Raw genomic sequence first — 23109 nt, forward strand, 5'->3', positions numbered from 1 at the left:
GCGGTGAACCAAGACTGGCACGGCGCTCTGGTGCGCCTCCTGCTTCTGTTGTTGGCCGGCTGTCTGCTGATCGGGCTGATTACCGGTGAGTACGCCTGGGCGCTGGTGCTGGGCCTGGCCGGCTATCTCGGCTGGACGTTGCGGCAGATGCTCCGCCTGCAGCTTTGGCTCAAGCGCGAGCAGCCGGACAATCCGCCGCCGGACAGCCACGGCATCTGGGGCGATATCTTCGACAATCTGTACCAGTTGCAACGACGCGACCTGCAACTTCGCGGGCAGCTGCAGTCGGTGATCGACCGCGTTCAAGGCTCAACCACAGCCTTGAAGGACGCGGTGATCATGCTCGACAGCGATGCCAATCTGGAGTGGTGGAACCCCGCCGCCGAGCGCCTGCTGGGCCTGAAAAAGCCGCAGGACAGCGGCCATCCGATCACCAACCTGGTGCGCCATCCCAGCTTCAAGGAATATTTCGACAGCGGCCGCCATGAAGACCCGCTGGAGCTTTCCTCACCTGTCGATGACCGCCTCTGGCTGCAGATCACCATCACCCGCTACGGCAACAGCGAATACCTGATGGTGGTGCGCGACATCACCCGCCTCCACCAGCTGGAACAGATGCGCAAGGATTTCGTCGCCAACGTCTCCCACGAACTGCGCACGCCGCTGACGGTGATCGCCGGCTACCTGGAAACCCTGCTCGAACACAGCGAAGACACCAGCCCGCGCTGGACTCGTGCGCTGCAGCAGATGAACCAGCAGGCTGGCCGCATGCAGCACCAGCTCAACGACCTGCTGCTGCTGGCCAAACTGGAAGCCACCGACCCTCCGGCAAGCGCCAAACCGGTGAATGTGACCGCGCTGCTGGAGTCGATCCGCAACGACGCCCTGGCCCTGTCGGCGGAGCAGCAGCACGTCATCAGCCTCGACGCGGACGCCACGCTGGCGCTACGCGGCAGCGAATCGGAATTGCGCAGCGCCTTCTCCAATCTGCTGTTCAATGCGGTGAAATACAGCCCACCGGGTGGCCAGATTCACCTGCGCTGGTGGCATGACGAATACGGCGCACACCTGGCCGTGAAAGACTCGGGCATCGGTATCGAACCCAAGCATCTGCCACGCCTGACCGAACGCTTCTACCGGGTCGACTCCAGCCGCGCCAGCAGCACCGGCGGCACCGGCCTTGGCCTGGCCATCGTCAAGCACGTACTGCTGCGTCATCAGGGTCGTCTGGATATCGACAGCACACCGGGCAAGGGCAGCACCTTTACCTGCAGCTTCCCGCATTCGCTGACGCTGAGCCGCTGAGCCGCTGAGCCAGCGTCACGTACATCGCCTGTCAGAGCCCCCACCCAGCGACCCTTGAAAACCAGCACAATGAGCCCCATTGTGCTGCGGTCATCCATCATCTGAAATCTTCATGGACCCCTCCCCCGCTTATAACGCCCCCACGTATTTCGCCGACTTCGGCCTGATTCTCTTTGCTCTGCTGCTGGTCCTGCTCAACGGCTTCTTCGTCGCCGCCGAGTTCGCCATGGTCAAACTGCGCGCGACCAAGGTCGAGGCCATTGCCAAACAGCACGGCTGGCGCGGGCATATCCTGCGCAAAGTACACAACCAGCTGGACGCCTACCTGTCCGCCTGCCAGCTGGGCATCACCCTGGCTTCGCTGGGTCTCGGCTGGGTCGGCGAGCCGGCGTTTGCCCACCTGCTGGAGCCGCTGCTGACGACGCTCGGCATCGACTCCCCGGTATTGCTCCACGGCATCGCCTTCTTCACCGCATTCTTCATCATTTCCTATCTGCATATCGTGATCGGCGAGCTGGCACCCAAGTCGTGGGCGATCCGCAAACCCGAGCTGCTGTCGCTGTGGACGGCGGTGCCGCTGTACCTGTTCTACTGGCTGATGTATCCGGCGATCTACCTGCTCAACGCCAGCGCCAACGCCATTCTGCGTATTGCCGGCCAGGGTGAGCCCGGTGGCAATTACGAGCACCATTACACCCGCGAAGAGCTGAAGCTGATCCTGCATTCCAATCGCGCTCTTGACCCGACCAACGCGCAGATCCAGGTGCTCGCCTCGGCAGTCGAGATGAGTGAGCTGGAAGTGGCCGACTGGGCCAACTCGCGTGAGGACCTGCTGCAACTGGAGCATGACGCACCGCTGTCGCAGATCCTCGACGTGATCCGCTTTCACAAGTACAGCCGCTATCCGGTCTATGACCGCGAGCAGGGTGAGTACACCGGTCTGCTGCATATCAAGGACCTGCTGCTGGCGCTGGCAAGCGACAAGGATCTGGCCGAAAACTTCCGCCTCGACGAGCTGCTGCGCCCGCTGGAGCGGGTTTCCAGACACCTGCCGTTGAGCGATCTGCTGGAACAGTTCCGCCAGGGCGGCGCGCACTTCGTACTGGTCGAGGAAGGCGATCACAAGGTGGTGGGGTTTCTCACCATGGAAGACGTGCTGGAAGTGCTGGTCGGCGACATTCAGGACGAACACCGCAAGACCGAGCGCGGCATCCTCACCTACCAGCCGGGCAAGCTGCTGGTGCGCGGCGACACGCCCCTGTTCAAGGTCGAACGCCTGCTCCATGTCGACCTCGACCATATCGAAGCCGACACACTGGCCGGGCTGATCTACGAAACCCTCAAGCGCGTCCCCGAGGAAAACGAAGAGCTGCTGGTCGATGGCCTGCAGATCATCATCAAGAAAATGCGCGGCCCGAAAATCGTGCTGGCGAAGGTACTCCGGGTTCAGCAATAGCGGTTGGCTCCACGCCGCCCCGGTGCTTACATGTTTGTTTACATACTGGCTGCTAGTCGCTGATTTACTTGAAAAATCGACCGTCCATCGCGCTAGGCAGAATTTTTTGAAGGTAGTGCCGGTCCACGGCATAGGCGGCTTCTTTTAGCCGCTAATTCTCGTCTGACAAGATGGAGCTACCCTCATGCGCATCAACGGCTTGACCACTACCGCTGCACTGACCCTGTGCCTGGCCGGCACCCATGCCTTCGCTCAATCCGCAACGGGCCCGATCTCGAACCTCGGCGTCATCGGCTCGCACAATCAGTACAAGCTGACCCTCGGCGATGAAAGCGACAAGGAGCGCCTCAACCAGGGCGGCCTGTATTACAACTTCGGCAACAAGCTGACCGGGCAGGAAGGCTTCATCTACCAGATCGGCGCCGAAGGCCAGTATCGCGACAAGGACGACGTGGAATACCTCTCCGCTCGAGCAGACCTGGATCTCGGATTGCGTGCAGCGCTGAGCACAAACAACTACGTCGACCTGATCGTCGGCGGCGGTTATGACTGGGGCCGCATCGAGCAGGACGACGTACGCGTCGGCCTGCTTGAAGAAGACGTCAAGCTGACCACCCGCTCGCCTTTCGCCAAGGCCGGCGTTGGCTACAACTACCTGACGCCGGACTACACCGTGCGCCTGGAAGTGGGCGCACGCTATTCCATCGAGGCCGATAGCAAACTGGAGGTTGGCGGGGAGAGCGACACCGTCGATCTCAAGGAAAAGGTAAACCCCTACGGCGAGTTGAGCGTGCTCTGGAACAAGGGCATCAACAACATGCCGATCAGCACCAGCCTGTATTACACCCAGACCCGCTATGAACTCGACAGCAACAGCGCACTTGCCGAAAACAGCAAGCTCAAGCAGGAGCAGGTGGGCCTGAAGGTTGGCCTGGCGTTCTAACAGGTTGCTGAAACTGCCCCGGCTTTCAACGAACCGCTGATCCCGCTGAAAGCCACGGCCTGCCGGACGCTCGTTACTCACCACCCACGGCGAAGTTCGGCAGGCTGCCCACTGGCTGGGAAAATTCGAAGGGAATCGATTCGACCGTCAGCCCGACATTGCGCTGCACCACGAAATGCAGGTGCGGGCCCGTGCTGTTGCCGGTATTGCCCGAACGGGCGATGCTGCTGCCGGCGCTGACGCGCTGCCCCTCGCGCACCGCTACCGAGCCCTTCATCAGGTGCAGGTAGACGCCCATGGTGCCGTCGTCATGCAGGATGCGCACGAAGTTGCCAGCCGGATTATTGCCGCGCCCGCTCTGCTCGTTCTCCACCCGCACCACCGTACCGCCACGCGCCGCGACGATGGGCGTACCCTCGGGCATCGCGATATCCACCGCATAGCGCCCCTTGGGCGTGAAGTGGCTGTACTGGCCGTTGGCGCCCTGGGTCAGGCGAAAGGGGCCGCCACGCCAGGGCAGCGGATACTTGTAAGGCTTGGGCAGCAGGCGCGGGTCGCCCAGCGCGTGGCGCAGCCGGGGCGTGTATTTCAGCGGACGGGACGGATCACGGGGTGCCAGCGTCGCCAGACGAATCTGGCTGCGCGGCGGCAGCACCCAGCGAATCGGCTTGTCCGGCACCCCAACTGCGTTCTGCACGCCGTCGAACTTCAGCTCGATATCCACTGGCGCATACAGGTCGTTGCGCACCAGCAAGGTTTCGCCTGCGGCATGCTTGCGCGTCTCCAGCTTCACCTGATTGTCGAGCTTTTCGACCATGCGGTCGTTGAAGGTGAACACGGCTGCGCCCGACACGGCCTGGTCACTGTAGGTGACCACACCATTGGCATCGGTGTATTTGTAAATGGTCAGCGCCGAGGCCGGAAGGGCCAGCAAGGACAATCCGAGCAGCGCGAAAATACGTCCCGACATAGCGACAACTTCATGATGTGTGCAGAAGCCGCAGACTAGCAGCGCAATCGACTCTGCGCGAGTCGCCAACCATCGGGGTGTGAAGCGGTTCATTACCGTAATGCACGCCAGTCGACAGGATGCAGCCCGGACGACTTGCCGCCGCCTTTCTGCTTCAGGCGCCGGGGACGAAGTGCCGCTGCGCCGTACCGCGGGCGATCAAGCGTGACAGATAGTCGAGTTTTTGCGGATCGCGATCGACGAAACGGAAGGTCAGTTGCAGCCATTCGCTATCGGGTTTCGGCTCGAACGCGGCGACCGCATGCAGATAGCCGTTCAGCCTTGCCACCTCGCCGCCCTCGCCCTGCTCCAGATCAAGCACTGCGCCTTCAAGCACCTGCGGCAGGGTCTCGCCACGCCTGACCACCAGCAACCCTTCCTTCAGGCTGAGCGCCTTGATCACACAGGCGAGCGTGCCCGAAGCCAGACGCAACTGCCCCTGCCCGCGCCCACCACTGACGGAGGGTTTTTCCACACGCGGCTGCACAAGCGGCATGGCTGCGCCCAGGGCGGGCCTGTCAGCAGCGGCGGACGCCGCAGGCGCTTCGGCCACTGCCGGCTTGAGTACCTCCGCCTTGCCACCCGTCAACGCGGCCAGTGAATCATTGGCCAGCCCGGTAGCCATGGTGCGCACAGGCGCGCTGGCAGCCAGCGCATCGAGCTTGCCGGCCCGCCCCAGCGCCTTGCGGACCTTGCCGGTCAGCTGCTCGTTGGTGAAGGGCTTGCCGATAAAATCGGATACCCCGGCCTGAATCGCCTGCACCACGTTCTCCTTGTCACCCCGGCTGGTGACCATGATGAACGGCAGCGTCTTGAGTTTTTCCTGTTCGCGGCACCAGAAAAGCAGTTCCAGGCCTGACATTTCAGGCATTTCCCAATCGCAGAGGATCAGGTCGAAGCGGTCGCGCTCAAGCATCTGCTGGGCCTTGCGCCCATTCACCGCTTCCTCGATGCGGATACCGGGAAACTGGCCACGCAGCCCCTTCTTGACGAGATCACGGATGAAAGGCGCATCATCCACCACCAGCACACTGACCTTGCTCATCATTCGCTCCTGCTTGAATGGTCGCCAGCATAGCGGTAGCTGTGTATTGAAAAAAGCACGACCGTTAAGTGTTGCGTATTTCCCAGTGCCAAACAGTTCTGCCTCTGGGTGCCATGCGGGACAATCACCGGGCTGGCGCGGCATACTGCCCACCTTCGTTCAGCCCCGAGGCCATCATGGTTCAGCACATACTCGTCGCCCACGACCTCAGTCCGGAAGCCGATCTGGCGTTGCGCCGCGCGGCACAACTGGCACGGCAAGGCCATGCACGCCTGAGCCTGTTGTACGTGCTCGATGAGCACGGCGATGAACAGCAGGCACGCGCCTACCTGCACGCCAGGCTGAACGAGGCGGGGCTAAGCGAGCTGCAACCCTGGATTCGCCGGGGACGACCCGTGGAGGAAATCCTGACCCAGGCAAGCGGGCTGGAAGCGGACCTGCTGGTGCTCGGCCAGCACCATCGCCGGTCGCCCCAGGGTTTCGCCGGCACCACCCTGGAACGCATCCTGCTGGGCTGCCCGATTCCCCTGTTGCTCGCCATCACGCCTGCGCAGCCCTATTCACGCGCTCTGGCTGCCCTGGACTACTCGCGCTGCGCCAGCCGCGCCCTGCAGACGGCCTGGCAGCTATTGCCGAGCGGCGCCGAACTGACCGCACTGAATATCCATGAAGTGGCTGAAGTGCACAGCCCGGACGAAGACGAGCGCGTGCTGCAACAGGAATTGTTCGAGCAACTGACCGAGGACCTTAAGGCCGGGCTGCCCGACAACGGCGCGCTGCTCAAGTCGACACTGCGTCAGGGCGAGCGCAGCAACTGCCTGGATTCGGCGATTGCCGAACTGCAGCCACAACTGCTGGCCCTCGGCGGTCATAGTCGTGGCGAGATGAGCAGCGCGCTGCTGGGCAGCCTGACTCGGCAATACCTGGATCACCCGCCCTGCGACGTACTGATTGCGCGCTGAAACCTGCAGCGAAGCTGCAGTCAGACTGCGCCCTCAAGATACTCATGCAATTCGACAAACTGCCGGGTCAGCTTGTGCCTTGGGTCGAAATGGATCAGCGGCATACAGGCCTGGTGGGATTCACGCATCCGCACCGAACTCATCAGATGCACCGGCAGCATAGGCAGTCCCTCGGCCAGCATTTCCTCGATCATCTGCTGTGGCAGGGCCGCCCGCGGTTGCAACTGGTTGACCACGATGCCTTCGACTACCAGGCCTTCGTTATGGTCTTCCTGCAACTCCTCGATCTCAGCGAGCAGACCGTACAGCGCCTGCCGGGAGAAGCTGTCGCAGTCGAAGGGGATCAGGCAACGATCCGCCGCAATCAACGCTGAAACGGTATAGAAGTTGAGGACCGGCGGCGTATCGATATAGATACGCTCGTAGTCGTCATCAAGACCGTCCAGAAGCTTACGCAGCTTGTTGATCTTGTGCTTGGCTTCGAGCTTGGGCTGCAGATCTGCCAGTTCGGCGGTGGCCGTAATCAGGTGCAGGTTGTCGAAGCGCGTTTCGATGATCGGCGGACGCGCCTTCTTGCCGGCCGCGCCGCCGGCCAGCACCTGCTTGAAGAAGTCGGCGATGCCGGTGGGGATATCGTCACCCGTCAAGCCGGTGAGGTAATGACTGGAGTTGGCCTGGGCATCGAGATCAATCAGCAGCGTGCGATAGCCCTGCGAGGCGCTGACGGCAGCGAGGTTGCAGGCGATGCTGGACTTGCCGACACCCCCCTTCTGATTGAACACGACCCTGCGCATGCCATAGCTCCCGAAATACAGTTCGGTCGAGTCTATAGGGCAAATGTGACAACGCGATTAAACCGGTGAGCTTTTGCGACCAAAGTTCAGGGGGTCACACCGCTACTGGGGCCTTGATATGCGGATGGGCCTGATAATCGACGAGTTCGAAGTCCTCGAAGCGGAAGGCGAACAGATCCTTCACGTCCGGATTGAGCTTCATCGTCGGCAGCGCCAGCGGCTCGCGAGCCAGTTGCAGGTCGGCCTGCTCCAGGTGATTGGAATAGAGGTGGCAATCGCCGCCGCTCCAGATGAACTCGCCCGGTTGCAGATCGCAGACCTGCGCCACCATCAGCGTCAGCAATGCGTAGCTGGCGATGTTGAAAGGTACGCCGAGGAAGATGTCGGCCGAACGCTGGTACAGCTGGCAGCTGAGCTTGCCGTCGGCAACATAGAACTGGAACAGCGCATGGCACGGCGGCAGGGCCATCTGGTCCACCAGCGCGGGGTTCCAGGCTGAAACGATGAGGCGACGGGAATCCGGATTGCTCCTGATCATCTGCACCAGCCTGGCGATCTGATCCACCGACTCGCCATTGGGCGACGGCCAGTTGCGCCACTGGTAGCCATACACCGGCCCCAGCTCACCGTTTTCGTCGGCCCACTCATCCCAGATGCGCACGCCGTTATCCTTCAGATACTTGATGTTGGTGTCCCCCTGAAGGAACCACAGCAGCTCGTGGATGATGGACTTGAGGTGGCACTTCTTGGTGGTGACCAGCGGAAAACCTTCGGCCAGATCGAAGCGCATCTGATGGCCGAACACGCTGTAGGTGCCGGTGCCGGTACGATCACTCTTGAAGGTGCCGTGGTCGCGCACGTGGCGCATCAGGTCGAGGTACTGTTTCATCGATTGACTCAAAGCAGGCGCCGAAGCGCGGTGAAAAGGCTGCGCGAATAGTAAAAGGCCTGCGCCCCGCTTGTCGCCCTTGCGGCGACAGGCAGGGTCAATGATCTCAGGCCGGCGCCCGACCCGCGTCGCGGCGATAGCCCCAGACGATCATCGCCAGGCCGAGCAGGATCATCGGCACGCAGAGTACCTGGCCCATGGTCAGCCAGCCGAAGGCCAGATAGCCGAGCTGCGCATCCGGCACCCGCACGAACTCGACGATGAAGCGGAAGATGCCGTAGCACACCGCGAACAGCCCGGAAACCGCCATGGTCGGCCGCGGCTTGCGTGAATAGAACCAGAGGATCAGGAACAGCGCGACGCCTTCCAGCGCGAACTGGTAAAGCTGCGAAGGATGGCGGGCCAGTTGCTGCGGATCGGTCGGGAAGACCATGGCCCAGGGCACGTCGGTCGCCTTACCCCAGAGTTCGGCATTGATGAAGTTGCCGATGCGTCCGGCGCCCAGGCCGATGGGCACGAACGGTGCGATGAAGTCCATCAGCTCGAAGAAGCTCTTGCCGTTGCGCCGGGCGAAGATCCAGCTGCACAGCAGTACGCCGATCAGTCCGCCGTGGAAGGACATGCCGCCCTTCCACACCTGCAAAATCAGGCTTGGATCATTGATGTAGGCAGCCAGATCGTAGAACAGCACATAGCCCAGGCGCCCACCGACGATCACCCCCATGGCCACCCAGAACACCAGGTCGGACAGCTTGTCCTTGGGCCATTCGGGTGCGAAGCGTTGCACCCGCAGCGAGGCCAGCCACCAGGCGCCGCCAATGCCGATCAGGTACATCAGACCGTACCAGTGAATCTGCAATGGCCCCAGGGAAACGGCCACGGGGTCTATCTGTGGATAGGCCAGCATCCAGCGCTCCTCACTCAAATCAGAAAATTGATACCGACAACCAGTAGCAGTAGCGCAAACAGCCGCTTGAGCATTTTTGGCGACAGACGGTGCGCCAGATTGGCGCCATATCGGGCGAAAAACATGCTGGTGACGGCAATACCGACCATCGCCGGCAGATAGACGAAACCAAAGCTCAACGGCGGCAGTTGCTCGTTGTGCCAGCCGACCATCATGAAACTCAGCGCTCCGGCGATGGCAATCGGCAGCCCGCAGGCGGCAGAGGTGGCGACCGCCTGCTGCATCGGCACACTGCGCCAACTGAGAAACGGCACCGTGAGTGATCCGCCGCCAATGCCGAAGATCGCCGATGCCCAGCCAATCACCACGCCGGCGATGGACAAACCGGGCTTGCCGGGCACGTCGCCGCTGGCCTTGGGCTTGATGTCAAAGCCCATCTGAATGGCCATGAGGATCGCGAATACACCGATGATCTTCTGCAGCACCGGCCCCTGGATCGCATCGGCAGTCAGACTGCCCAGCACAGCGCCAACGACGATGCCGAACGTCATCCAGAGCACCAGCGGCCAACGCACCGCGCCCTTGCGCTGATGCGCGAGGATCGAATTAATCGAGGTAAAGACGATGGTCGCCAGAGAAGTACCAACGGCCAGATGCGTCAGCACTTCCGGTGCGAAGCCTTGCAGGGTAAAGCTGAAGACCAGCACCGGTACGATCACCAGGCCGCCACCGACGCCGAACAGGCCGGCCAGCACACCGGCCACAGAGCCGAGAATCAGATAAAGCACGAACTCCATTGGAGTCATCCTGAAAAAACAAAGCGGCATGGTAGCTGAAAAACGGCCCGGCAGCGGCAGGCCAAGGACGTGCAGTTTTTGATCAGACCAGGCTCGCCTTCTGACTTCCAGTACCAGAAGGATGCGTGACCCAACCTGTATTTTCGTCTAGCCTCCAGCCTCCCTCGTCTTTTTCGATTTCCATGTGCCTGATCGTTTTCGCCTGGCAACCCAGGCAGCCCGTACCGCTGGTGGTCGCGGCCAACCGTGACGAATTCCATGAGCGCCCCAGCCAGCCACTGGCGCCCTGGACTGAGATGCCCGAACTGATCGCCGGACGAGATCTGCAAGCGGGCGGCACCTGGATGGGCATGACCCTGGACGGACGCTTCGCCGCCCTGACCAACATCCGCTGTCCCGGCCAGATCGCCGGCCCTCGCTCGCGTGGCGAGTTACCGGAGCGCTACTTGCGCGGCCAGTTTTCACCCGAGGTCTATCTGTCGCAGCTGCAGGCGCAGCGCTCGGACTATGCCGGCTTCAACCTGCTGGTAGGTGACACCCAGTCGCTCTGGCACCTGAACTCCCAAGAAGGCATGCCGCGCCGGCTTGAACCGGGCATTTACGGACTGTCCAACGCTTCGCTGGATACGCCCTGGCCAAAACTGGTTCGCGCGAAAAGTGCCCTGGCCAGCAGCCTGGAGCAGGAGCACTTCGACGCCGAAGCCCTGCTGCAGCTGCTGACCGACACCTGGAAGCCCGCTACTGATCGGCTGCCCAATACCGGGGTAACCCCGGAGCTGGAAGCCTTGTTGTCGAGCATATTCATCACCAGCCAGAACTATGGCACCCGCGCCAGCACGGCACTGATACGCCGCAGCGATGGCTCACTGGAGATACTGGAACGCAGCTTCGGCCCCGACGGCAGATTGGGCGAGGTTCATTTCATTCACCCCGAGAGTCGCCGAGAACCCAACCCGTAGGGACGATTTCATTGAAGGCCGACTGAGTTCGGTCCTACAGCAAGGTGAAAAACCGGGTTTACGGGTTGTAAATGAGCCTTTGACTCGCTTCGCTCACCCCTTCGGGGCTGTGCTAAAAGCGCGTTCACCCTTTCGCCTGTGAAATGCTGTTAACACATCACAGGCCTTGGAAGGACGGCGCCTCAGATCGCCGCAGAAGGGTTGGTCAGCTTATCCAGGCCCAGGTTGCGCAGCGTCAGCTGCACGGTGGCATGGGTGACTTCAGGGCTGTCGATGGTCATCACCTTGGCCAGCAGATCCTTCGCGGTCTGCAGGCTGATCTGACGCAACAGCCATTTCACCCTCGGCAGGTTAGTGGCGTTCATCGACAGGCTGTCGAAACCCATCGCCAGCAACAGCATGGCAGCCGCAGGATCGCCAGCCATCTCGCCACATATGCTTACCGGCTTGCCCTCTTCATGGGCTTCCTTGACGATCCGCTGCAAGGCTTCGAGCACTGCCGGATGCAGATAATCATAGAGGTCGGCGACCCGAGGATTGTTGCGATCCACGGCCAGCAGATACTGGGTCAGGTCGTTGGAGCCGACCGAGATGAAATCCACCTGCCGCGCCAGCTCGCGCGTCAGGTAGACCGCTGCGGGCACTTCGATCATGACCCCGATCGGCGGCAGCTGCACATCCATGCCTTCGTCGCGCACCTCGCCCCAGGCACGATGAATCAGGTGCAGCGATTCTTCCAGCTCGCGTATGCCGGAGATCATCGGCAGCAGAATGCGCAGGTTGTTCAGCCCGACGCTGGCCTTGAGCATGGCGCGGATCTGCAGCAGAAAGATTTCCGGATGATCGAGCGTCACGCGAATGCCGCGCCAGCCGAGGAAGGGGTTTTCCTCCTTGATCGGGAAGTACGGCAGGGATTTATCACCGCCGATATCCAGGGTGCGCATGGTCACCGGCAAGGGATGGAACGCCTGGAGCTGTTCGCGATAGATCGCCATCTGCTCCTTTTCGCTGGGGAAGCGCTCCTTGATCATGAAGGGCACTTCGGTGCGGTACAGCCCCACGCCCTCGGCGCCGCGCTCCTGGGCGCGCACCACATCGGCGAGCAGTCCGGTGTTGACCCACAGCGGAATGCGGTAACCGTCGGTGGTTTCACATGGCAACTCGCGCAGGACATCGAGCCCTGCAGACAGCTGGCGCTCCTGCTCGGCCAGCTGCAGGTATTGCTCGCGCAGCACCTTGGCCGGGTTGGTGATGATTTCGCCACGCGTACCGTCGATGATCAGTTCAATGCCATCGACCTTCGAGTACGGCAGGTCCACCGCCCCCATCACCGTCGGAATACCCATGGCGCGGGCCAGGATGGCGACGTGTGAGTTGCTCGAACCCAATACCGAGACCATCCCTGCCAAGCGGCCTTCAGGCACCTCGCCAAGCATCGCCGGGGACAGCTCTTCGCTGACCAGAATGGTTTTATCGGGATAGGTCAGCGCCTGCTTGTGTGCTTTCTGCAGGTAGCCCAGCAGACGTCGGCCAATATCCTTGATGTCCGAAGCCCGCTCGCGCAGGTAGTCATCATCCATCATCTCGAAACGGGCGATATGGTCGCTGACCACCTGGCGCAAGGCGCCCTGCGCCCATTGCCCGGTGCGGATAACCGCGGCCACTTCGCCGCCGAGGGCGGAGTCGTCGAGCATCATCAAATAGACGTCGAACAGCGCCAGTTCTTCCTTGCGCATCTGCGACGCAAGCTTCTCCGACAGCGCACGCATGTCTGCCCGAACCGCCTCAAGCGCCGCCTCGAACAACGTCAGCTCGGCGGGTATGTTGTCGACGGTCTTGTCGGGTACCACATCCAGATCCGCTGGCGGCAATACCACCACCGCGGTACCGACAGCCGCGCCGGGCGCACCGGGAATTCCGATGAAACGGGTTTCCTGAATACCCTTGCCCTGACGGCCGAGACCACGGATCGAACCGGTCGCCTCGGCATGGGCAATGACCCCGGCCAGTTGAGCGCTCATGGTCACCAGGAAGGCCTCTTCGCCCTCGTCGAACTGGCGACGCTCCTTCTGCTGGATGACCAGTACGCCCATCACCCGGCGATGGTGAATGATCGGCGCACCGAGGAAAGAGGCATAACGCTCTTCGCCGGTTTCGGCAAAATAGCGATAGCGGGGGTGTTCGGAAGCATGTTCGAGATTGAGCGGCTCTTCGCGTGTGCCCACCAGGCCCACCAGGCCCTCGTTGGGGGCCATGCTGACCTTGCCGATGGCTTTCTTGTTCAGGCCTTCGGTGGCCATCAGAACGAAGCGATCCGACTCCGGATCGAGCAAATAGACCGAGCAGACCTGGCTTGCCATGGCCTCCCGAACCCTCAGCACAATGATGCCCAACGCCGCCTTGAGGTCCTTGGCGGCATTCACTTCCTGGACAATCTTGCGCAGCGTGCCGAGCATGCTCAGAGGCTTTCTCCCGTCAGTCCCCGGCCATCAGGCGCGGGGCAAGTTCTTTTAGGGCGCGACGATAGACCTCGCGCTTGAAGGTGACGACCTGACCCAGCGGATACCAGTAGCTGACCCAGCGCCAACCATCGAATTCGGGTTTGCCGGTGACATCCATGCGCACCCGCTCATCGGCGCCGGTCAGGCGCAGCAGAAACCATTTCTGTTTCTGACCGATACACAGCGGCTGGCTATGAGTGCGTACCAGCCGCTGCGGCAGACGATAGCGCAACCAGCCCCGGGTACAGGCCAGGATCTCCACGTCCTGCGGCTCCAGCCCAACCTCTTCGTTGAGCTCGCGATACAGCGCTTCTTCCGGGGTCTCGTTGGGGTTGATGCCGCCCTGAGGGAACTGCCAGGCATCCTGATTGATCCGTCGCGCCCACAGCACCTGCCCGACATCATTGGTCAGAATGATGCCGACATTGGGGCGAAAACCATCGGAGTCGATCACGGCATACAACCTCGCAGACGCATGTGCGCCGCATTGTTCCACAAAAAGGCGCGAAGCCGAAAGCTGGATAATCACCTGCTCTGCGGCGGGCACCACAGGCCCGTCGCCAGTGTTCGCAGGCTGCAGTCGAGGGATGATTCCCGCTATGCTGCGCGTTTTACTGTGTGAGGGTTCGCCACGTGCGCCTGGCTCTATTTGATCTAGACAACACCCTGCTGGCCGGTGACAGCGATCACGCCTGGGGGGAATTCCTCTGCCGCCACGGCATCGTCGACGCCACGGCCTACAAGGCACGCAACGATGCCTTCTACCAGGACTACCTGGCGGGCGAGCTGGATGTGCTGGCCTACCAGAACTTCTGCCAGGAACTGCTGGGGCGCAGCGAAATGGCTCAGCTGCAGGAATGGCATCGGCAGTTCATGGCCGAATTTATCGAGCCCATCGTGCTGGCCAAGGGCGAAGCGCTGGTGCGCCAGCATCATGAGGCGGGCGACCGAGTGGTGATTATCACCGCCACCAACCGCTTTATCACCGCACCGATCGCTGCGCGACTGGGGGTCGACACACTACTGGCCACCGAATGCGAGATGCAGGACGGACGCTACACTGGACGCCTGACCGATACGCCCTGCTTCCAGGAAGGCAAGGTCACGCGCATCGAGCGCTGGCTCGAAGAAACCGGACAAAGCCTGCAGGGCAGCTATTTCTACAGCGATTCACGCAACGACTTGCCGCTGCTGGAGCGCGTCACGCATCCGGTCGCGGTCGATCCCGATCCGATCCTGCGCGAGATTGCCGGGCAGCGAGGCTGGGACATCATCAGCCTGCGTTGAATGAGCCAGGGGTTCAGACCGGCTTGGCGCCCATCAGTCCCATGGTCGCCAGCAGAATCAGCAGGATCAGCCCCGCATAGACCAGCGCAAAGCGTGGCAGACGGGCCGGCGCAGGCGTATCACCCAACGCCTGCCAGGCACCCAATCGTCCGCCCAGCAACAGGCCCAGCGGCAACAACAGCAGGAACAGCAGCGAGCTGACCAGCAACCACAGCTGACCCAGCGGCCACCCCGCCAGATGCGCCAGCCACCAGCCGCTGAAAGGCAGCAGCAAGGCCAGCAGCGCCAGCAACGGGAAAGAGATATGCCGGGTACGCCGGAGTTTCTGCTGCAACGCGGCGCTGTCGGCACGACGCCAGGCCTTCCACAGAATCACCACATGGGCGATCAGGCCAAGCAACAGCAGGATCGCCAAAGCGGCGTGGGCGATATACAGCAGTCGATAATGTTCCATTGACCCTCGCAGCGGGTCAGCAGGTGGTTTTCAGCGACCTGCTAGCCCAAAAACAGTTGATAGGCCGGGTTATCCGTTTCATCCCAGTAGCGGTAGCCGATCTTGTCCAGCGCGGCCGGCAGCAGGTGGCGTTCCTCGGCCGGCACCTGAAGGCCCGCCACGACCCGACCATCGGCAGCGCCGTGGTTGCGGTAGTGGAACATCGAAATATTCCAGCGCCCGCCCAGGTTGTTGAGAAAGTTGAACAGCGCGCCGGGACGCTCGGGAAACTCGAAACGCAGGACCATCTCGTCGCTGACACCGGCTGCGTGGCCACCCACCATATGACGGATATGCAGCTTGGCCAGTTCATTCTCGGTGAGATCGTGAACGGGGAAGCCTTTTTCACGCAACCCTTCGACCAGCGCCTCACGCGGATCGTTTTCCGGATGCGTCTGCACCCCGACAAAGATGTGCGCCTCGCCGTTCTGGTGGTAGCGGTAGTTGAATTCGGTAATCTGCCGCTTGCCGATGGCCGCGCAGAAGGCCTTGAAGCTTCCCGGCTGCTCGGGAATGGTCACGGCAATGATGGCCTCGCGCTTTTCGCCCAGCTCGGAACGTTCGGCCACATGACGCAGGCGGTCGAAATTGACGTTGGCACCCGAATCAATACCCACCAGGACCTGATTGGTCACGCCATCGCGCTCGACGTACTTCTTGATTCCGGCGACAGCCAGCGCGCCCGCAGGCTCAGTGATCGAACGGGTATCGTCGTAAATGTCCTTGATCGCTGCACAGATTTCATCGGTACTGACGGTAATGACTTCATCGACGTAGTGCCTGCAGATATCGAAGGTGTGCGCGCCGATCTGCGCCACCGCCACGCCATCGGCAAACAGCCCGACCTGTGACAGCACCACGCGCTCCCCGGCAGCCATGGCCTGCTGCAGACAGTTGGAGTCGTCCGGCTCGACACCAATGACGCGGGTTTCCGGGCGCAGGTACTTGATATAGGCCGCCACGCCGGCGATCAATCCACCGCCACCGACCGGGACGAAAATCGCGTCCAGCTGCCCCTGGTGCTGGCTGAGAATTTCCATCGCCACGGTGCCCTGGCCGGCGATCACGTCCGGATCATCATAGGGATGGATATAGACCAGACCCTTTTCCTCGACCAGCTTCAGCGAATGCGCCAGCGCGTCGGGAAAAGCGTCGCCATGCAGCACGACCTTGCCACCGCGGGCACGCACACCCTGAACCTTCAGTTCCGGCGTGGTGCGCGGCATGACGATGGTTGCCTTGATGCCCAGCTCCCGCGCCGCCAGCGCCAGCCCCTGGGCATGGTTGCCTGCCGAGGCGGTGACCACGCCACGCGCCAGCTCTTCGGTCGTCAGCTGCGCCAGCTTGTTGTAGGCGCCGCGGATCTTGAAGGAGAACACCGGCTGCAGATCCTCGCGCTTGAGCAGAATCTGGTTGCCGAGGCGCTCGGACAGCTGGCGTGCAGGCTGCAGCGGGGTTTCCACGGCGACGTCGTAGACGCGCGATGTGAGAATTTTCTTGACGTACTGTTCGAGCATGATGGGCATCTTGGCGGGCGTTGCGAAGGCCAAGGAGTCTACTCCGCCGAAAACCCGCCGACCACCGGCAATCGGCCTGACGACCACACCGGGCAAGACCCGCAGACCTGGCCCCGCTATACTTTTGTACCTCGAACTTCTCGCCCGGACTTACGCCATGACTCAGGATCAACTCAAGCAGGCCGTCGCCCAGGCCGCCGTAGACCTTATCGTCCCGCAGCTCGGCGACCGCAGCGTCGTCGGCGTCGGCACCGGCTCGACCGCCAATTTCTTCATCGATCTGCTGGCCAAACACAAGGGCTTCTTCGACGGTGCTATAGCCAGCTCCGAAGCCACCGCCGAACGCCTCAAGCAGCACGGCATTCCAGTCTATGACCTGAACAACGTGCACGAGCTGGAGTTCTACGTCGACGGCGCAGACGAGGCCAACAGCCACCTGGAGCTGATCAAGGGCGGCGGCGCGGCGCTGACCCGCGAGAAGATCGTCGCGGCAGTGGCGCGGACCTTCATCTGCATCGCCGACGGCAGCAAGCTGGTCGAACAGCTCGGTGCCTTCCCGTTGCCGGTGGAAGTCATCCCCATGGCCCGCAGCCATGTAGCACGCGAACTGGTCAAGCTCGGCGGTGATCCGGTCTACCGTGACGGCGTAGTGACCGACAACGGCAACGTCATCCTCGATGTGCACAACCTGATGATCGGCTTCGCCCCGGATGTCGAAGCACAGATCAACAATATCGTCGGCGTCGTCACCAACGGCCTGTTCGCCGCACGCCCCGCGGATGTGCTGCTGCTGGGCACCAAGGACGGCGTGCAGACGCTCAAGCGCTGAAATGTCTGGACGAAGCGCAACGGCGCTACGTCCGATTGGCGACTACGCTTTAGATGCGTTGCATCGAATCCGGCGCAGCTCATCACAGGAGAGGTCGTCATGTCCGGTAAATTCCAGCTGAAGAAATCCAGCAACGGCCAGTTCCATTTCAATCTTCTGGCCAGCAACGGCCAGGTCATACTGTCCAGCGAGCAATACAAGGCCCATGCCTCGGCGCTCAATGGCATCGATTCAGTACGCAAGAACGCAGTGCGCGAAGGCGCCTTCGAGGTCAAGGAGGCCAGCAACGGCAAGCACTACTTCGTCCTCAAGGCAACCAATGGCCAGGTCGTCGGACAAAGCCAGATGTACAGCAGCCAGAGCAGTGCTGAGCAAGGCTGCGAATCGGTCCGACGCTATGCACCCGATGCGGTACTGCAAGACGAAAGCGCGTCAGGTACCTGAACAGCTACGTGGTCAGGTGTGAGGCCTAACCAACCCATACGCGACTTCAGCGCTTGCGGCTGAACACGTAGAAGCGATTGGGCTCGCCGACCACATAGATGTTTCCTTCTCCGTCCATGGCGACACCCTCGGCCTGATCGATGCCATGGATCAGGCCGTTGAGTCCGCCGAACAGCGCCATGAAGCTGCGCGGCTTGCCCTGCCGGTCGAGCTCCACCAGCAGGCGTGACTCGTCCGAAAGCATCAGGGTATGGCCGCTCTGCGGATCGATGGCCACCGATGAAATGTCGCGCACCAGCAGCGGCTGGCGGGGCAATGCCTCAAGCACGCCGACAGCGCCGTCCTCACCGGGGAACGGCAGTTCGAACAGTCCCTGCGGATCGCGTTCCTTGGCCAGCAGCAGGCGCTGCGTGCGAGGGTTCCAGGCCAGCCCCTCGAAGCCCTTGTTGCCAGCATCGGCAAAGCCCAGGTCATACACGGCCAGATCATCCAGATCGATGCTTTCCATCCCCGGCTCCGGATTCACCACAGCCACCAGCCGACGGCGCTCGTCAACGACAGCCAGTCGCCCGTCGCCCAGCGCCTCGACTGCCTCGGGATCCGAAAAACCGTTCAGCCGTATGCGCCGCAGCACCAGGCCGGCCGGGGTAAATTCGATCAACTGCGGGTTCTGCCCGGTGACGCTCCACAGCGTGCCGGACAGCGGACTCCAGGTCAGGCCGGACGTCTCGTCGTCCTCCAGCCCCGCCAGCCGCGTTTCCAGTACCAGCTCGTAATCGGGCAACCAGATACTGGCAGCCCTCTGCTCGGCACCCACATGCTGCTCGTCCCAGTACAGCCTTAACTGGTCGTCCCAGTGCAACAGATAGCCGGCAATCAGGACTGCGGCCAAGGCCAGCAGCACGACCGCATTGAGGATCAGACGCCAGCGAGGCGTACGGGTAGCGATTGGAGGCATGAACAACGCTCCGGCGAAAGGGCACGCATTACAGCACGGCGGCAATCGACAGGAAAACGCAAAGCGCGGCGGGATTGCCCCGCCGCAGAAGCCTCAGAGCACGCGGCTTTCGAAGCGCGACAGCCCGACCAGCTCAAGCGACAGCGTATCGCCCGACGCCAGCGGTCCGACACCCGCTGGCGTGCCGGTCAGCACCACGTCACCCGGTTGCAGGCTGAAATGCCCAGCAATGTGCTGCAACAGCGGCACAATCGCATTGAGCATCTGACTGCTGTTGCCGTCCTGACGCACCTCGCCATTGATGCTCAGGCGGATACCAATGTCACCCAGATCTTCCACTGCGCTGGCCGGGACGAAGGGCGCCAGTACGCAGGCGCCGTCGAAGCTTTTGGCGATTTCCCAGGGATGGCCCTTTTCCTTGAGCTTCGCCTGCACGTCGCGCAGGGTCAGGTCCAGCGCCGGAGCGAAGCCGGAGATGGCATCGCGAATCTCTTCTTCATTGGGCTTGCGCGACAGCGGCTTGCCGATCAGCACAGCGATTTCCGCCTCGTAGTGCACCGCACCGCGATCAGCCGGAATACCGAAACCGCCATCCAGCGCCACCGCACAGCTGCCGGGCTTGATGAACAGCAGCGGCTCGGTCGGCACCGGATTGTTCAGTTCCTTGGCGTGCTCGGCATAGTTGCGACCAATGCAAACCACCTTGCCCAGCGGGTAGTGAATCGGCGTGCCATCGGTGTAGTGGTGCTGGTAGCTCATCGAAGACTCCTGGTAATCCGTGGGCCCGTTCAGGCCGCGAAAATCTTGCCCGGGTTCATGATGCCATTGGGATCGAACACCGCCTTGACTGCCTTCATATACTCGATTTCTGCCGGCGAGCGGCTGTATTCAAGGTAATCGCGTTTGGTCATGCCCACGCCATGCTCGGCGGAGATCGAACCGTTGTATTTCTGCACCGTCTCGAATACCCACTTGTTCACAGTGGCGCATTTGCCGAAGAACTCGTCCTTGTCCATCGCATCGGGCTTGAGAATGTTCAGGTGCAGGTTGCCGTCGCCGATATGGCCGAACCAGACGATCTCGAAGTCGGGGTAGTGTTCACCGACGATGGCGTCGATTTCCTTGAGGAAGGCCGGCACCTTGGCAATGGTCACCGAGATGTCGTTCTTGTACGGCGTCCAGTGGCTGATAGTTTCGGAGATGTATTCACGCAGTTTCCACAGATTCTGCAACTGCTGCTCGCTCTGGCTCATCACGCCATCGAGCACCCAGCCCTGCTCGACGCAGTGCTCGAAGGTCGCCAGCGCCTGATCGGCACGCTCGTCGGTGGTGGCCTCGAATTCCAGCAGCGCGTAGAACGGACAATCAGTTTCGAACGGTGCCGGCACGTCGCCGCGCGCCAGCACCTTGGCCAGCGCCTTGTCGGAGAAGAACTCGAAGGCGGTCAGGTCGAGCTTCTCCTGGAAGGCGTGCAGCACCGGCATGATGGAATCGAAGTCCGGCGTGCCCAGCACCATGGCGGTGAGGTTGGTGGGCTGGCGCTCCAGGCGCATGGTGGCCTCAACCACGAAGCCCAGGGTGCCTTCGGCGCCGATGAACAGCTGGCGCAGGTCGTAGCCGGTGGCGTTCTTGATCAGATCCTTGTTCAGCTCCAGCACGTCGCCCTTGCCCGTCACCACCTTCATGCCGGCGACCCAGTTGCGGGTCATGCCGTAGCGGATCACCTTGATGCCACCGGCATTGGTGCCGATGTTGCCGCCGATCTGGCTGGAGCCGGCGGAGGCGAAATCCACCGGGTAATACAGGCCCTTGTCCTCGGCGAACTGCTGCAACTGCGCGGTAACCACGCCGGGCTGGCAAACGGCGGTGCGATCCATCTCATTGAAGGCGAGAATCTGGTTCATGTAATCGAACGACACCACCACTTCGCCATTGGCCGCCACCGCAGCCGCGGAAAGCCCCGTGCGACCGCCGGACGGCACCAGCGCGACCTTGCGTTCATTGGCCCAGCGCACGATGGCCTGGACCTGCTCGATGCTCTTGGGGAAGACGATGGCCGAAGGCGCCGGAGCGAAATGCTTGGTCCAGTCCTTGCCGTAGGCGTTCAGCGAATCGGCGTCGGTCAGTACCTTGCCGGGCTCGACCAGGGTTTTCAGCTCATCGATCAGGACGGGATCGGTCATCGCGGGAACTCTCATACAATTCATGGTCACCCTGAGCACGCTTCAGCTCGGGGATGGGTGTTTCAGGGGGCTCGTATGCTAGCATACGCACCCCTTTGAAACGTGCCTCGGCAGACTCCCGAACCGGCATTTCCGGCTCGGCCAGCCTTCGCTGGACACTTGTCACAACCTCCGGCCTTAAAGGTTTTAATGCAGATGAGCCAGACCTCTCTCGACAAGAGCAAGATCAAGTTCCTTCTCCTCGAAGGCGTCCATCAGAACGCCGTCGACACCCTGAAGGCCGCCGGTTACTCGAATATCGAATACCTCAAGACCGCGCTGTCCGGCGAGGAGCTGAAGGAAAAGATCGCTGACGCCCATTTCATTGGCATCCGTTCGCGCACCCAGCTCACCGAGGAAGTCTTCGAGGCGGCCAAGAAGCTGATCGCCGTCGGCTGCTTCTGCATCGGCACCAACCAGGTCGACCTGAATGCCGCCCGCGAGCGCGGCATCGCGGTGTTCAATGCGCCTTACTCCAACACCCGCTCGGTGGCCGAACTGGTGCTGGCCGAAGCCATCCTGCTGCTGCGCGGCATTCCGGAGAAGAATGCCTCCTGCCATCGCGGCGGCTGGATCAAGTCCGCGGCCAACTCGTTCGAGATCCGCGGCAAGAAGCTCGGCATCATCGGTTACGGCTCCATCGGCACCCAGCTGTCGGTACTGGCTGAAGGCCTGGGCATGCAGGTCTACTTCTATGACGTGGTGACCAAGCTGCCGCTGGGCAACGCCACCCAGATCGGCTCGCTGTACGAGCTGCTGGGCATGTGCGACATCGTCTCCCTGCACGTCCCCGAGCTGCCATCCACCCAGTGGATGATCGGTGAGAAGGAAATCCGTGCCATGAAGAAGGGCGCCATCCTGATCAACGCCGCCCGCGGCACCGTGGTCGAGCTGGATCACCTGGCCGCCGCAATCAAGGATGAGCACCTGATCGGCGCGGCCATCGACGTCTTCCCGGTGGAGCCGCGCTCCAACGACGAAGAATTCGAAAGCCCGCTGCGCGGCCTGGACCGTGTGATCCTCACCCCGCACATCGGCGGCTCCACTGCCGAGGCGCAGGCCAATATCGGCCTGGAAGTGGCCGAAAAGCTGGTCAAGTACAGCGACAACGGCACCTCGGTGTCCTCCGTCAACTTCCCGGAAGTGGCACTGCCGTCGCATCCCGACAAGCACCGCCTGCTGCACATTCACCAGAACATTCCGGGCGTGATGAGCGAAATCAACAAGGTGTTCGCCGACAACGGCATCAACATCGCCGGCCAGTTCCTGCAGACCAACGAGAAGGTCGGCTACGTGGTGATCGACGTGGACAAGGAATACTCCGAGCTGGCGCTGGAGAAGCTGCAACACGTCAACGGCACTATCCGCAGCCGCGTATTGTTCTGATACCCGAGCGGTGCAAAAGGGAGGCTTCGGCCTCCCTTTTTCGTGCTCAGTCGAACATCCAACTGACGGGCATGGCCCGTCCGCTGGTGTCCACACCCTGAGGTTCAGGCCGTTTCGGCAACGGCTCCATCGGCTCCATCGGCTCCAGCGGGGGCACCTCTGGCGGTGCTTCCAGCGTAGGCGGCCGGGGCTGACGCTCATCGGGAGGGTCGATAACGTCCTGTCGTGGCTCGCGGGTATCCAATGGATGCTCGCGGCTTTTCTCCGGGATCGTCGGGCCGGTTCCAGTCGCCAGCGCCGGTGCGGCGACTACCAGGGTTGCGGTGAAGATCAGCGTACGCAGGTCCATGGCTCACTCCTCAAGTGATACCGGGTTTGGCAGCCTCCTGCGGCATGAGTTTCAAAG

The 23109-nt window shown here is 61.9% G+C and carries 23 protein-coding genes; 9 read left to right on the forward strand and 14 right to left on the reverse strand.

From position 1 onward, the window contains the following. Positions 1–3 precede the first annotated feature (3 nt). The 3 genes from phoR to NAV32_RS05590 all read left to right on the forward strand — a co-directional run bounded on the left by phoR (position 4) and on the right by NAV32_RS05590 (position 3704). A complete protein-coding gene (gene phoR / locus NAV32_RS05580) occupies positions 4–1305 on the forward strand; it encodes a phosphate regulon sensor histidine kinase PhoR (RefSeq protein ID WP_256051808.1) in 1302 nt (433 codons plus the stop codon). Positions 1306–1417: 112 nt separating this feature from the next. After that, the gene (locus NAV32_RS05585; protein ID WP_256051809.1) at positions 1418–2761 is read left to right on the forward strand and encodes a hemolysin family protein; all 1344 of its coding nucleotides are present in this window, start codon (positions 1418–1420) and stop codon (positions 2759–2761) included. 184 nt (positions 2762–2945) lie between these two features. Then, positions 2946–3704 (forward strand): outer membrane beta-barrel protein, encoded by a 759-nt coding sequence (locus tag NAV32_RS05590; RefSeq protein WP_256051810.1) that lies wholly within the window; start codon positions 2946–2948, stop codon positions 3702–3704. A 73-nt stretch (positions 3705–3777) separates the two neighbouring features. Here NAV32_RS05590 and NAV32_RS05595 read toward each other — a convergent pair whose 3' ends face one another. Beyond that, positions 3778–4674, reverse strand: coding sequence for a M23 family metallopeptidase (locus tag NAV32_RS05595; protein WP_256051811.1), 897 nt, complete (start codon positions 4672–4674; stop codon positions 3778–3780). A 154-nt stretch (positions 4675–4828) separates the two neighbouring features. Continuing rightward, on the reverse strand, positions 4829–5758 hold the full coding sequence (locus NAV32_RS05600; protein WP_256051812.1) for a response regulator: 930 nt from the start codon (positions 5756–5758) through the stop codon (positions 4829–4831). A 176-nt stretch (positions 5759–5934) separates the two neighbouring features. Here NAV32_RS05600 and NAV32_RS05605 point away from each other — a divergent pair, with 176 nt between their 5' ends. Continuing rightward, positions 5935–6720, forward strand: a complete 786-nt coding sequence (locus tag NAV32_RS05605) for a universal stress protein (RefSeq protein ID WP_256051813.1) — start codon at positions 5935–5937, stop codon at positions 6718–6720. Positions 6721–6740: 20 nt separating this feature from the next. On the opposite strand, the gene NAV32_RS05610 is transcribed toward NAV32_RS05605, so the two are convergent. The 4 genes from NAV32_RS05610 to NAV32_RS05625 form a co-directional block, all read right to left on the reverse strand. Next, positions 6741–7514, reverse strand: a complete 774-nt coding sequence (locus tag NAV32_RS05610; RefSeq protein ID WP_256051814.1) for a ParA family protein — start codon at positions 7512–7514, stop codon at positions 6741–6743. A 94-nt stretch (positions 7515–7608) separates the two neighbouring features. Beyond that, complete coding sequence (locus NAV32_RS05615) at positions 7609–8403, reverse strand: thymidylate synthase (RefSeq protein WP_256051815.1); 795 nt, start codon at positions 8401–8403, stop codon at positions 7609–7611. 106 nt (positions 8404–8509) lie between these two features. Continuing rightward, a complete protein-coding gene (gene lgt / locus NAV32_RS05620) occupies positions 8510–9310 on the reverse strand; it encodes a prolipoprotein diacylglyceryl transferase (protein ID WP_256051816.1) in 801 nt (266 codons plus the stop codon). Between the two features lie 14 nt (positions 9311–9324). Next, the gene (locus tag NAV32_RS05625) at positions 9325–10107 is read right to left on the reverse strand and encodes a sulfite exporter TauE/SafE family protein (RefSeq protein ID WP_256051817.1); all 783 of its coding nucleotides are present in this window, start codon (positions 10105–10107) and stop codon (positions 9325–9327) included. A gap of 182 nt (positions 10108–10289) precedes the next feature. Between NAV32_RS05625 and NAV32_RS05630 the strand changes: the two genes are divergently transcribed. Then, positions 10290–11066, forward strand: a complete 777-nt coding sequence (locus NAV32_RS05630) for an NRDE family protein (protein ID WP_256051818.1) — start codon at positions 10290–10292, stop codon at positions 11064–11066. A gap of 182 nt (positions 11067–11248) precedes the next feature. Here NAV32_RS05630 and ptsP read toward each other — a convergent pair whose 3' ends face one another. Beyond that, the gene (gene ptsP, locus NAV32_RS05635) at positions 11249–13522 is read right to left on the reverse strand and encodes a phosphoenolpyruvate--protein phosphotransferase (RefSeq protein ID WP_256051819.1); all 2274 of its coding nucleotides are present in this window, start codon (positions 13520–13522) and stop codon (positions 11249–11251) included. Between the two features lie 19 nt (positions 13523–13541). After that, positions 13542–14021: an RNA pyrophosphohydrolase gene (locus tag NAV32_RS05640; RefSeq protein ID WP_256051820.1), complete on the reverse strand. Its 480-nt coding sequence runs from the start codon at positions 14019–14021 to the stop codon at positions 13542–13544. Between the two features lie 179 nt (positions 14022–14200). Between NAV32_RS05640 and NAV32_RS05645 the strand changes: the two genes are divergently transcribed. Further along, complete coding sequence (locus tag NAV32_RS05645) at positions 14201–14854, forward strand: HAD-IB family hydrolase (protein ID WP_256051821.1); 654 nt, start codon at positions 14201–14203, stop codon at positions 14852–14854. Between the two features lie 13 nt (positions 14855–14867). Here the strand turns inward: NAV32_RS05645 and NAV32_RS05650 are convergent, their stop codons facing one another. Continuing rightward, the gene (locus NAV32_RS05650) at positions 14868–15308 is read right to left on the reverse strand and encodes a DUF2269 family protein (RefSeq protein ID WP_256051822.1); all 441 of its coding nucleotides are present in this window, start codon (positions 15306–15308) and stop codon (positions 14868–14870) included. 41 nt (positions 15309–15349) lie between these two features. Further along, positions 15350–16873, reverse strand: coding sequence for a threonine ammonia-lyase, biosynthetic (gene ilvA / locus NAV32_RS05655; protein WP_256051968.1), 1524 nt, complete (start codon positions 16871–16873; stop codon positions 15350–15352). Between the two features lie 148 nt (positions 16874–17021). Between ilvA and rpiA the strand changes: the two genes are divergently transcribed. Both rpiA and NAV32_RS05665 read left to right on the forward strand, forming a co-directional pair. After that, positions 17022–17693 (forward strand): ribose-5-phosphate isomerase RpiA, encoded by a 672-nt coding sequence (gene rpiA / locus NAV32_RS05660; RefSeq protein WP_256051823.1) that lies wholly within the window; start codon positions 17022–17024, stop codon positions 17691–17693. A 99-nt stretch (positions 17694–17792) separates the two neighbouring features. Further along, on the forward strand, positions 17793–18137 hold the full coding sequence (locus tag NAV32_RS05665) for a YegP family protein (RefSeq protein ID WP_256051824.1): 345 nt from the start codon (positions 17793–17795) through the stop codon (positions 18135–18137). 46 nt (positions 18138–18183) lie between these two features. On the opposite strand, the gene NAV32_RS05670 is transcribed toward NAV32_RS05665, so the two are convergent. The 3 genes from NAV32_RS05670 to NAV32_RS05680 all read right to left on the reverse strand — a co-directional run bounded on the left by NAV32_RS05670 (position 18184) and on the right by NAV32_RS05680 (position 21278). Further along, on the reverse strand, positions 18184–19095 hold the full coding sequence (locus NAV32_RS05670; protein WP_256051825.1) for an SdiA-regulated domain-containing protein: 912 nt from the start codon (positions 19093–19095) through the stop codon (positions 18184–18186). A gap of 93 nt (positions 19096–19188) precedes the next feature. Beyond that, entirely contained in the window at positions 19189–19854 is a 666-nt protein-coding gene (locus NAV32_RS05675; RefSeq protein WP_256051826.1) for a fumarylacetoacetate hydrolase family protein, read from the reverse strand. Positions 19855–19883: 29 nt separating this feature from the next. Continuing rightward, complete coding sequence (locus NAV32_RS05680) at positions 19884–21278, reverse strand: FAD-binding oxidoreductase (protein WP_256051827.1); 1395 nt, start codon at positions 21276–21278, stop codon at positions 19884–19886. Between the two features lie 195 nt (positions 21279–21473). On the opposite strand from NAV32_RS05680, the gene serA reads away from it, so the two are divergent. Beyond that, on the forward strand, positions 21474–22703 hold the full coding sequence (serA, locus tag NAV32_RS05685; RefSeq protein WP_256051828.1) for a phosphoglycerate dehydrogenase: 1230 nt from the start codon (positions 21474–21476) through the stop codon (positions 22701–22703). Positions 22704–22749: 46 nt separating this feature from the next. On the opposite strand, the gene NAV32_RS05690 is transcribed toward serA, so the two are convergent. Then, positions 22750–23052, reverse strand: coding sequence for a hypothetical protein (locus NAV32_RS05690; RefSeq protein ID WP_256051829.1), 303 nt, complete (start codon positions 23050–23052; stop codon positions 22750–22752). Positions 23053–23109: the final 57 nt, after the last annotated feature.

The sequence above is a fragment of the Stutzerimonas stutzeri genome (assembly GCF_024448695.1).
Classification (GTDB): domain Bacteria; phylum Pseudomonadota; class Gammaproteobacteria; order Pseudomonadales; family Pseudomonadaceae; genus Stutzerimonas; species Stutzerimonas stutzeri_T.

Coding starts and splice junctions, on each gene's coding strand:
- NAV32_RS05585 (WP_256051809.1), top strand. CDS start 1,418: ATGGACCCCTCCCCCGCTTATAACGCCCCCACGTATTTCGCCGACTTC.
- NAV32_RS05590 (WP_256051810.1), top strand. CDS start 2,946: ATGCGCATCAACGGCTTGACCACTACCGCTGCACTGACCCTGTGCCTG.
- NAV32_RS05595 (WP_256051811.1), bottom strand. CDS start 4,674: ATGTCGGGACGTATTTTCGCGCTGCTCGGATTGTCCTTGCTGGCCCTT.
- NAV32_RS05600 (WP_256051812.1), bottom strand. CDS start 5,758: ATGAGCAAGGTCAGTGTGCTGGTGGTGGATGATGCGCCTTTCATCCGT.
- NAV32_RS05605 (WP_256051813.1), top strand. CDS start 5,935: ATGGTTCAGCACATACTCGTCGCCCACGACCTCAGTCCGGAAGCCGAT.
- NAV32_RS05610 (WP_256051814.1), bottom strand. CDS start 7,514: ATGCGCAGGGTCGTGTTCAATCAGAAGGGGGGTGTCGGCAAGTCCAGC.
- NAV32_RS05615 (WP_256051815.1), bottom strand. CDS start 8,403: ATGAAACAGTACCTCGACCTGATGCGCCACGTGCGCGACCACGGCACC.
- lgt (WP_256051816.1), bottom strand. CDS start 9,310: ATGCTGGCCTATCCACAGATAGACCCCGTGGCCGTTTCCCTGGGGCCA.
- NAV32_RS05625 (WP_256051817.1), bottom strand. CDS start 10,107: ATGGAGTTCGTGCTTTATCTGATTCTCGGCTCTGTGGCCGGTGTGCTG.
- NAV32_RS05630 (WP_256051818.1), top strand. CDS start 10,290: ATGTGCCTGATCGTTTTCGCCTGGCAACCCAGGCAGCCCGTACCGCTG.
- ptsP (WP_256051819.1), bottom strand. CDS start 13,522: ATGCTCGGCACGCTGCGCAAGATTGTCCAGGAAGTGAATGCCGCCAAG.
- NAV32_RS05650 (WP_256051822.1), bottom strand. CDS start 15,308: ATGGAACATTATCGACTGCTGTATATCGCCCACGCCGCTTTGGCGATC.
- ilvA (WP_256051968.1), bottom strand. CDS start 16,873: ATGCCCATCATGCTCGAACAGTACGTCAAGAAAATTCTCACATCGCGC.
- rpiA (WP_256051823.1), top strand. CDS start 17,022: ATGACTCAGGATCAACTCAAGCAGGCCGTCGCCCAGGCCGCCGTAGAC.
- NAV32_RS05665 (WP_256051824.1), top strand. CDS start 17,793: ATGTCCGGTAAATTCCAGCTGAAGAAATCCAGCAACGGCCAGTTCCAT.
- NAV32_RS05670 (WP_256051825.1), bottom strand. CDS start 19,095: ATGCCTCCAATCGCTACCCGTACGCCTCGCTGGCGTCTGATCCTCAAT.
- NAV32_RS05675 (WP_256051826.1), bottom strand. CDS start 19,854: ATGAGCTACCAGCACCACTACACCGATGGCACGCCGATTCACTACCCG.
- NAV32_RS05680 (WP_256051827.1), bottom strand. CDS start 21,278: ATGACCGATCCCGTCCTGATCGATGAGCTGAAAACCCTGGTCGAGCCC.
- serA (WP_256051828.1), top strand. CDS start 21,474: ATGAGCCAGACCTCTCTCGACAAGAGCAAGATCAAGTTCCTTCTCCTC.
- NAV32_RS05690 (WP_256051829.1), bottom strand. CDS start 23,052: ATGGACCTGCGTACGCTGATCTTCACCGCAACCCTGGTAGTCGCCGCA.